Genomic DNA, 9740 nt, shown 5'->3' with positions numbered 1-9740 from the left:
ATGCACAGTACACAATGCACTGTTTACTGTATACCATGTATTATATACTATATACTATATACTATATACTATATACTATATATTGTATATTGTGTATTGTGTATTGTGTATTGTGTATTGTGTATTATCCATTGTATTATATGGTATAATCCGAATACAAACTATAGTCTGAATACAAAAACAAGGAGTTAGTAGGCGGGTAGGATTTCAATCATATCTTTTGCAGAAAAATGTGGATAGCATCTCCAAGAGTAAAGTTTCTTAATTTCTTACACATGCTATTCATTTTGGGGCTTAGCTTAAAGAAATATTCACCTCTTCTAAAGAATCCTTCACATCTTGAATTACAGTAGAAAGAACATCTTCCCATACATCTTCTACTAACATTGCGCAATCTTCAAAAATACCAATAGTGGTAGGTACATCTACCTCATCCCCTTCTGGCAATCCGGCAGCCATATCTTTCCAAATTCTTACTAATCCACCAACAGAAAAAATCTGGTATTCATGTAAAGGTTTTAGCAAATAATTAACATCACGCAGAACTAAAGGAGCTTCTTTTCCAAAACAGTTTGCCAAAAAGCGTGCTGTTCTTTCCCTGTCAATGTTCTTAAAAGTGTCATCTAACTGGTTACAAAATTTCTCGTGATGGCGGAGAATTTGTACATCAAAACCCCACCAAAGATAATTGTGAAAACGTGCTTTCTTGGCTACTTCCAAAGGAATATTAGAAGCATGGGCAATTCTCTTGCCCAAAGAATCCCGGTGCTCTTCAAATCTTTCTTCCAGCACGCGGCTGTGTTTATCGGCACCGTACTGTGCGCTGTGGCAAAGCATACCAAGAGCTACATCCCGCCGCTCGAGGGCATGTTTTTCTAAGTGTTTTAAAAATTTCAAACCTCCCTCATGAATTTCTTCAAATTCAAAAACTGTATTAGGAACAAAGGGGACAATATCGGGAAGGTAAGAACCGAGAACAAGATCGGGGTTCATTCTCCCGCAAACTTCTGTTGTCACTAGAGGATGGCCTAATATGTTCATAAAGAAAATCCGACAGCTGGCAGAGTAATCCGTAATCCTTTCTAATTTCGGCAATTCCCCAGAACCAGGTTCTGGGACCGGTCTTAGAACCTGGTTCTTTTCCTTGCCGAAATTTCAACGCTCAAGCTCACTCGATAAAAGACCTTGGATAAATTTAATTCCGTACCAGATGTGGGTGACGAAAATAGCGGGAATAGTAAGAAGGGCAACTCTCCAATCGCATTCGTGTTCGTAAACCCAAACTGCTGTCAACAAAAGAAGGACAAAGTAAATAGTAACTAGTAACCCGTAACTAGTAATAAGGAGAGAAGAAATTTTTGAGAAAAATGGAGAAATTGCCAAATTTAAAAAAGGGGTCAGAAACAGGAATAGGGTAAAAACTGAAGGCACAAAATAGGCAAGTCGAAAAGATGTTTCAGGTAAAGCTCTGGCAAAGTAGCCCCGGTGCTGACCGTAACGCCCATTCTGTCGCAGATGCGGCACAAAAATGTCCCGACGGTGGTGATATACCAAAACTTCTGGATCATAAACTATTTTTTTACCAAGCCCGTGTGTTAAATCCAAACAAAGTTTGGTATCTTCGCCAGGCCAATAATGAGAATCATACCCACCTACTGCTTCGTAATCACTTTTCCGCACCAATAAATTCATGGAAGGGTAATCATCTACCTCCCTTTTTTCCTGGGGAATAAAGCGGTGTGTAACATTACCTCCGCCGAGTAGAGAAGCAGAAACCCAACCACTAACCTTTTTATACACACTATCGTTTGGCGGCGTTACTCCCGGCCCACAAACCGCAGCAATCTTTTCATTTTCAAAATAGGGGACAGCGTTTTTAAGCCAATCCTTGCGGGGGTAAGCGTCGTCATCAATAAATACTAAAATATCTCCCTTAGCCGCCTCTGCACCCATGTCCCGTTTATCTGCCGGGCCAGTTTTTGGATAGGTGGGAATAATCCGAATATCATCCTCAAACTCTTCCCCACCCTCGTATTTATCCGGCAGAACAATTACTTCAAAATTAGGATAATCCAAAGCCAAATGCTTAGGCACCGCCTCGCGAATGTAGTCGTTAATCTCTTTAACCGGAATTATTATTGAGACAAAAGGACCCTTCATAATTTAAAATTTCTATTAAAAATACTAGGAAGTCTCTTCCGATTGTTTACGCGTTAAAAGATCACCCAGAATAAAACTTGCAACCTTATCGACTGTGGTAACCGGGTACTTATCCAACATTTCTTGGCGATCTTCGTAGGATAAATCGTAGTAACCGAGGATTTTCAACCGGTAAAAGACGGCGAGCGTGTCCAAAAGGCAGTTTTTTAGTGACCGGGGAGAAACAGCCGTAGAAATCTTAAGATCCAACTTAACGGGAGCTTCCATAATCGAATATCCGTAATGGTGGGCAAGCGCCAGAAGCTCAATATCAAAAGCATACCTTTTCACCAGAACCAAGGGCATTATTTTTTCCAGCACTTCCCGCCGGAAAGCTTTGATTCCTACCTGCGTGTCTGTAACGTTCAAATTAAAAAGCAAGCGAACCAAAGTTTGAGCAGCAAAACTAACCAACCGCCGGTGCCAGGGGTAACTTACAGTAGAATCTGGGTGGCGCTTAGAGCCAATTATCATATCTGCACCATTACTATTTAGAAGGCCAAGAAAGTCAGTGATTTGCTCAGGAGGAAAATCCAAACCAGCATCAAAGAAAACAATTTGATCGCCCTGACTTTTACCAAATCCGTATTTTAACGCATGCCCTTTTCCCTGATTATTTTGGTAAGAAAACACCCGCACGTAATCATCTTCTAATTCTTTAGCTACATCGTATGTTCTATCCACAGAACCATCGCTAACTACTACTAATTCATACCGCTCACCTTGGCTATTAAAATAATCGCGGAGTGTCTTAATAGTATCTTCAATTGTATTTTTCTCGTTATAAGCAGGGACAATAATCGAAATCATATATTTTTAAGAAACGGGTCTCGGGTTCCGGGTTCCGGCAGCATAAATCCAAAGTAGGGCAACAAGAACTGTTAGAGCCACCCCAATATTAACATGTATCACTTGCTGCAAATTAGCATGAAACTGCCAAATTAAGAAAATTTGCAAAAGAGCTGCTCCTGCCAAAGTAAATAAGAAGCGAAAATCTCGAATAGAAAGGAAAAACTGAATCAGGAAATTAACTAAAGAAAAAAGCCCCATAAACAAGGCAAAGGAACTAAGATAGGGAGTTACCTCTGCATAAGAAGCTCCAAAAAAGGTATGGACTAGCAAAGAAGGTATTAGGGTGTAGGCAAGCCACCCTAAAAAAGCACCCGCCAACACTAAAGCAAAAGACTTTTTAAACACGCCACTAAAATCTTGTCCTTGTTCTAGTTTTTCTGAAACCATAGGGAACATTACCATGGCAACTGAGCTAAACCCAAAATAAATAATTCTACCCAAGGTTACAGCAGAACTGTATATCCCTGCTTGGTGGGAGGTAAAAAAGTGCTTAACCAAAATTACATCTGTATTGTAAAGAGATTGGAAACAAAGCAAAACCAAGACAGTGGGGGCAGCATATGCTAAAATTTCGCGAGAAGAAAAGGAATTTTTCTTAAAAGGCCAGCGCAGGTTTTTGCGCAGCAACACAATCGCTACTAACAAACCCAATAATGAAGAACCAACCAGCCCGCCCACTGCTCCAAAAACTCCCCAACCCATAAGCACAAATCCCACACCCAACGCTAATTTAAGAAAAGTGGTAAAAAGAGAAACAAAGGAAAAAGCTTTAAACCTAAGAAGGCCTTGCAAAAAGCCTCGAGGTGAAGAACCTAAAAGAGAAACAAAAATAAATAGGAAAAATAAGACCACTAGCATGGAATCAGGAATTTTCAAAAATGTAGCTAGCTTTCCCCTAAAAACAATAGCCAATCCGAAAATAAAAAGCCCAAATATGGATACCACTTTAGTAGCCCAGTACAGGGCGTGTGTTACAGCATCAAAATCTTCGCGAGCCTTATACTTAGAAGCAAATTTGGTAGCAGTGGTCACTAAGGTACTTCCAGGAACACTAGTAAGATAAGAAAGTGAAATCAAGCTCATTAATACCCCGTATTCTGCTGGAGCAAGAAACCTTCCCATTAAAAGATGGAAAAGGTAGTTCATAGCCGCGCTCCCAATACTAGCCACAAAAACAAGAAATGATCCACGAAAAAGCTGGTCAGAAAATAATAAATTAATTTTTGAATTCAATATGTTTTTAACACTCATAAAACTTAAAATTTAAACTTTGGAGCTCGAAACACCCAAAGACTGGTAGATTTTTTCAATCTGAGCTGCTTGTGCATCCCAAGAATAGTTTTTTTGAATCTCTTCCACAGCAACTTTTTGTCCCTTAGCTACAATTTCTTGCACCTTGTCACTAATCAGTCCCGGCTCCAAGCTTTCCAAAAACTCTAGCCCTTTAATCTTTTCCTCAATTTCAAACCCAGAAGCAAGGACAGGAACACCTGAGGCTAAAGCTTCCAATACCACTTTGGGTAGCCCTTCATAAGAAGAGGGTAGCACAAACACAGAAGCTATCTGATAAATTTCGGGGAGTTTTGGATATTCAATATAACCTTTGAAAGCAACCCTTTCTTCTAAGTTCAATTCCTTAACCATATCCCGCAAGCTCTCTTCGTAACCCTTGTCACCTTTTCCCACAATAGTTAGGTAATATTCTTGGGGAAGGTGCGCTAAGGCATCAATCAAAAGATGGACATTCTTCCGGGGCTGCAAAGCACCAACGTAGAGAATTGATTTCGCCGCATTCCCTAGCCCCTGGGGCTGCGGAAAAGAAGCCCCAGGGGCTTCTCCTGCGGCGAAATCCCCACTCGGGGGGGTAAATACAGCAACATTGACGCCGTTTTCAACAACCTCTAACTTCTCCGTATCTGCCCCGTAATATTGAACAGCCTCTTCCCGCACGCGTGAACTTACACATATTACTTTATCCGCAACTCGAACTCCTAACCAATCAGAAAATTTGTGGATTGGCCATTCCCAATAACGCGTCCAGAAATCAAGGTTTTTTTCAGGGCTCGGCCGGCCCGATTCCCCAACCTCCGGGGTTGGATCCGCAGAAACCCCGGAGGTTTTTCCTCGGGCCGGCCCCATTAAACGAGCCTCTCGCCCCGCAGCAGTAATATGCAAATGCAAAATATAAGGAGTTTTATCCAACCAACCAAACAAAACTTTATAAATATTAAAACAAGCAGTTATATGACCATGCCCGTGAACTATGTCCGGTCCCTGCCCGGTCAGCTTTAGCCATAGATAACCGAGAAGAACACAAGGTGCTGTGGTTAGAAAAAGGCTGAGCTTGCGCAGTGCACGGGGGAAACGGAATACCTCCAAGGAACCGAACGATTCCCTAGTCTTTTCAAAGGAAGATTCTATCGCGTCGTCGTCAGAACTCCTTGCTCCAGAATGACCTCTCTTATAAACAGATGTCACTCTGGAAGGCTCATTCTGATGAGCCTGATAGAGTCTTCCTTCATCTTCTTCTATCGTCCCCAATTCCCGAAAACCACCACCACAAAACACAACTATATCGTGACCCAGCCTTTGCTGTGCCTTGGTAAGTTCGTAAGGTCCGGGAGTAAGCCCATCCCAAGGTTCCGGCCACTCATATACAAGACGTAGTATTCGCATTGTATTAAATGTTATACGATATCCGGTATCCGATATCCGTTATTCGGAATGTCCCTTCTTTTGTTTACGCAAAAAACGTATATAACCATTAATAAGCGCTTTTGATTTTTCACAATGTTCGATAAGCTCCTCACAATCTTCCTGAGAACATTGGCCTAAATCCTGAGCCGCAATAATATGGTTATGGGTCTCCTCCACAGAACCCCGTGCATTACGACAAAACTGGATTGCTTCTTGCCAGTAATATCTACCATAACCCTCAGCGATATTCGCAGGAGCAGAAGAACTAGACCTCTTAAGCTGGGAGATACGATTATACTTCTCCTCTGCCGGTAATAGCTTACAAAAATCATACACCATTATCATAAGTTCATGACATACCTGCCAAACTTCCAAATTTTGAAAACCCTTTTTCTCAGGCATTCTCTCTTTCGGATATCGAATTACTGATAACGGATATCGTTTCCTTTACCATACTTTCTTGGCTAAATTTTTCTTTTGCCAAACCTCTTGCTTCTTCACCTATATGTTCCCGCAATTTATCATCCTTTAAAACTTTAATCAACTCTTCAGAAAGCTCCTCCACATTTCCCGGTTCGACCAAAAATCCGGTCTTGCCATCTTCCACTGCATTGGGAATACCCCCAATTTTTGAAGCTACCACAGGCAACCCGCTGGCCATTGCTTCGGGTAATGTCATGGGCAAACCTTCTTGCCTGAGTGATGGTAACACAAAAACATCCGCCGCCGCGTAATACTTAGGCACGTCCTCATAAGGAACTTTTCCCGTGAAAATTACTTTGTCCGCAATCCCCAGCTCTCCCGCAAGTTTTTTTAATTCACCTAGATACTTGCCATCCCCCACAATTATTAATTTGAAATTTGTCTGCCAGCCGGCGGATTGGGATTTGATATTTGAAACTGCTCTGAGCAGTTTCCCAAGTCCTTTTTCTTTTTCAATTCGCCCAACATACAATAACACCTTGTTATCTTCTCCAACTTCCAGCTCTTTCCTAATTTTGGATTTCGTATTTCGTATTTCGAATTTGTCAATTTCTATTCCATTATATATAACCTCCACCTTTTCCTCCGGCAAGAAGTATTCCTTCACCAAGGATTCTTTAACCAAGTCCGAAACCGCAATCACCTTATCCGCGCGCCGCAAGCGAATCTGGTCTTGAATATAAATTTTAATTCCGTAAGGAACCAGTCTGAAGAAAAAGAATAACAACTGCTTTAACAAATTAAAAACACGAAATACTAAATTTGAAGCTCCAAATAAATCCGAATTTCTAAACCCTAAATGCTTTTGTGTCTGTAACTTATAATTTATGACTTGTTTGGGACTTCGTCCGCCGGCCGGCGAATCGTATTTCGAATTTGAACAGAGGGATTTCCACCTTGTTTTAAGTTCCCCTAAAATTGTCCCGTGCTGGATTACAATGCAAGCCGGCGAGGAAAAAAGTCCGGCTTTGGGACCGGTCTTAAAGCCGGACTTTGGGGAATCGCCGGCTTTTTCCTTGGAAAGTTCTTTCAATAATGTTTCTCCGCCGCATTCCCCAGCCCCTGGGGCTGGTTCTGCAGAAGCCCCAAGGGCTTCTCCTGCGGCGGTTGAGAATTTCCTAGCCTTTAAATAACCAATAACCCTCTGCCCGGCCATACTTTGTAAAATTACGGCATCAAAAGGATTCTTTTCGTGGAGTTCTTTAAACAACCGCGTGCTTACCCGAAACCATTTCTTGGAATACTTCCCCGCCGGAGCATCAAGAAAATAATAAGTAAGTTCCGACAAATCCGGGTTCTCAACCCGCCCAAGGAAAAACCTCTCCCGACCAGTCGGGGGAGGTTGGGAAATTGGGCGGAGTTCTCCTCGGCCGTGATTCTCCGGAGCCGGAGCAATAACTACTACCTCGTGCCCTGCCTCAACGAGACCCTCACAAAGGAGCTTGTTTTGGGTTTCCAAACCACCGTAATTTTTGTTAAAAGTAGTAGATTTAATAAAAACAGCTATGCGCATCTCCCCCATATACTAGCACAAAAGAACCTTTAGCTCAGCCTAATTTACTACTATTGAATAGCAAAGTTTAATCCCCTGCCCACGATTGATATTATAGGGTATTTATGGTGTACTATGGATAGGTGAAATCAACGAAAACGCTGCGGTAAAGAGCAAAAAAGGAGAAAGGAAAATGGCAGTTCTGAAACTGTGGGAATCGGGATCGGCAAACGGTAATCCCTCATACGAGGGAATCCTGGCCGTAGAAGCTGAGGAAGGAGTTACCATTGGTCGCCCGACTATAGATCCGGAATACAGTCACGTTGTGAGTATTCCCGGATGCGGACCCAACGCAGGGATCCTCGGTGTGTCGCGCGAACACGCGCGCATCAGCTGGAATCCAGAAAATGGGTTCATGATCGAACCACACCGCGGTAAGGTGAGGCTCGACGCCCTGGAAAACGTTATCCAGGAACCAAGTATCCTGGAAACAGGTTCTCTGATCTACTTCGGCCCCATAAGCGTTTGGGCCGAAATCATTGATTAGTGGATCAACGCCGCGCGGCGGCTTCTATGTAATCTACAGAACATACATAGGAGTCGCCGCCTCATACTTCCCCCTACTCTTCCGTTTCATTACAAAATTCATCTTTTGGACAGCAATTGGGAGCACCCAAAATTCTTTCCATTGCATAATTCCCTACAAAACAGCAAATATCTTCTTCCTCATGCCAAAAACAATAAAGTTTATTCCCGCACCCTTCTTTTGTTTTAAAACTTAAACAACGCTCCTCAACAGCTAAACAGCTTTTAGCTTCATCTTGGATATTAGTTTCGTAAACATAGCGGAGGAAGAAATAGCCAATTAGGGGAACAACTAGAAAGAAGAATATAAAAACTAAATTCCTAAGCGTTAGATGTTCAGGGTAACTAGGGCCCTCTTCCATATTATTAAACAAAAGGATTACAAATCTGCCTTCAGAATACCTTTTTAGTTTTAATGCTGTCAACTATAACCGCTGGGGTGTGTGGAGTGCCATTTCCACGCAGATTCAACTATTTCTTTGGTTCCATACTTTGCCTGCCACCCCAAAACCTCATTAATCTTCTCTGTTGATGCCCATTTGGCAGAAGGTTCTCCTTCTCTTTGTTCACCTTTTTCTCGGGGCAGTTCTTTACCACTTACTCTTTCCACTTCCTGCACAATTTCCAAGACCGTTGAACCACTGCCCTTGCCAACGTTAAAAGCGTCACTCTGACCGCCCTCCTCTAGATAATCCGAAGCCCGTACATGAGCATCCGCAATATCCAAGACATGAGTATAGTCACGAATTGGAGTTCCGTCGGGAGTATCTAGATCTGTAGCACAAGTAAGCTTAAATTCTCGTTTGCCCATTTCCCCAAGGATTGCCGCCGGAACCAAATGTGTTTCGGGATCGTGGTCTTCCCCCATAGAACCGTCCAGAGCTGCACCAGCAGCATTAAAATAACGGAGGGCTATATAACGAAAGTTGTAAGCACGTGCGTACCAACGTAAAATTTTCTCAAACATTACCTTTGTTGCACCGTAAGGATTGGTAGCTTGAAGAGGCATTCCCTCTGTCAAAGGCAGAGTTTCCGCTTCTCCGTAAACCTCACTGCTGGAAGAAAAAATAAACTTATCAATATCAACTGAGAGCGTAGCAGAAAGGAGATTCAACCCACCACCAATATTATTTTCAAAGTATTCCTGGGGATCCTTCATTGAGGGACCAACAGCCGTAAACGCGGCAAAGTGCATCACCGCATCAAAAGAAGAATCCAAAGCCTGCGCCACTTCTTCCTTATTACGAAGATCTCCCTCAATTAGAGGCACCCCCAACAACTCGGCTACTTCGGGGTGACCTTGCCCCAAGTGGTCAAAAATAACCACGTCGTGACCTTCTTCTTTGAGTTTTTTTGTGGCAAAGGAGCCAACGTAACCGGCTCCACCGGTAACAAAAATTTTCATAAAATTTAATCAAATATACAACCTTTT

The 9740-nt window shown here is 42.4% G+C and carries 10 protein-coding genes; 1 reads left to right on the top strand and 9 read right to left on the bottom strand.

Translation table 11 applies throughout. The annotated features are described in order from the left end of the window. Positions 1-294: 294 nt before the first annotated feature. The 7 genes from U9M98_02720 to U9M98_02690 all read right to left on the bottom strand — a co-directional run bounded on the left by U9M98_02720 (position 295) and on the right by U9M98_02690 (position 7744). Positions 295-1041: a hypothetical protein gene (locus U9M98_02720; protein MEA2020610.1), complete on the bottom strand. Its 747-nt coding sequence runs from the start codon at positions 1039-1041 to the stop codon at positions 295-297. A 114-nt stretch (positions 1042-1155) separates the two neighbouring features. Then, on the bottom strand, positions 1156-2160 hold the full coding sequence (locus U9M98_02715) for a glycosyltransferase (GenBank protein ID MEA2020609.1): 1005 nt from the start codon (positions 2158-2160) through the stop codon (positions 1156-1158). A 24-nt stretch (positions 2161-2184) separates the two neighbouring features. Next, positions 2185-3009, bottom strand: a complete 825-nt coding sequence (locus U9M98_02710; protein MEA2020608.1) for a glycosyltransferase — start codon at positions 3007-3009, stop codon at positions 2185-2187. A gap of 6 nt (positions 3010-3015) precedes the next feature. After that, positions 3016-4302 (bottom strand): oligosaccharide flippase family protein, encoded by a 1287-nt coding sequence (locus U9M98_02705; protein MEA2020607.1) that lies wholly within the window; start codon positions 4300-4302, stop codon positions 3016-3018. A gap of 12 nt (positions 4303-4314) precedes the next feature. Then, complete coding sequence (locus U9M98_02700) at positions 4315-5727, bottom strand: glycosyltransferase family 4 protein (GenBank protein ID MEA2020606.1); 1413 nt, start codon at positions 5725-5727, stop codon at positions 4315-4317. 39 nt (positions 5728-5766) lie between these two features. Further along, the gene (locus U9M98_02695) at positions 5767-6150 is read right to left on the bottom strand and encodes a four helix bundle protein (GenBank protein MEA2020605.1); all 384 of its coding nucleotides are present in this window, start codon (positions 6148-6150) and stop codon (positions 5767-5769) included. Then, entirely contained in the window at positions 6143-7744 is a 1602-nt protein-coding gene (locus U9M98_02690; protein ID MEA2020604.1) for a glycosyltransferase, read from the bottom strand. Before U9M98_02690 ends, U9M98_02695 begins: the two co-directional genes overlap by 8 nt. Positions 7745-7916: 172 nt before the next feature. Here U9M98_02690 and U9M98_02685 point away from each other — a divergent pair, with 172 nt between their 5' ends. Further along, positions 7917-8270 carry a hypothetical protein gene (locus U9M98_02685; GenBank protein MEA2020603.1) on the top strand — a complete coding sequence of 118 codons (354 nt, stop codon included), beginning with the start codon at positions 7917-7919 and terminating at the stop codon, positions 8268-8270. A gap of 73 nt (positions 8271-8343) precedes the next feature. On the opposite strand, the gene U9M98_02680 is transcribed toward U9M98_02685, so the two are convergent. Further along, entirely contained in the window at positions 8344-8733 is a 390-nt protein-coding gene (locus U9M98_02680) for a hypothetical protein (protein MEA2020602.1), read from the bottom strand. Next, complete coding sequence (gene galE, locus U9M98_02675) at positions 8730-9713, bottom strand: UDP-glucose 4-epimerase GalE (GenBank protein ID MEA2020601.1); 984 nt, start codon at positions 9711-9713, stop codon at positions 8730-8732. Before galE ends, U9M98_02680 begins: the two co-directional genes overlap by 4 nt. Positions 9714-9740: the final 27 nt, after the last annotated feature.

It is taken from the genome of Patescibacteria group bacterium (genome assembly GCA_034659915.1).
Taxonomy (GTDB): Bacteria; Patescibacteriota; WWE3; order JAUXAW01; family JAYEID01; genus JAYEID01.
Note: the sequence above shows the minus strand (reverse complement) of the source record. Positions and strands in the feature narration are given on the sequence as shown.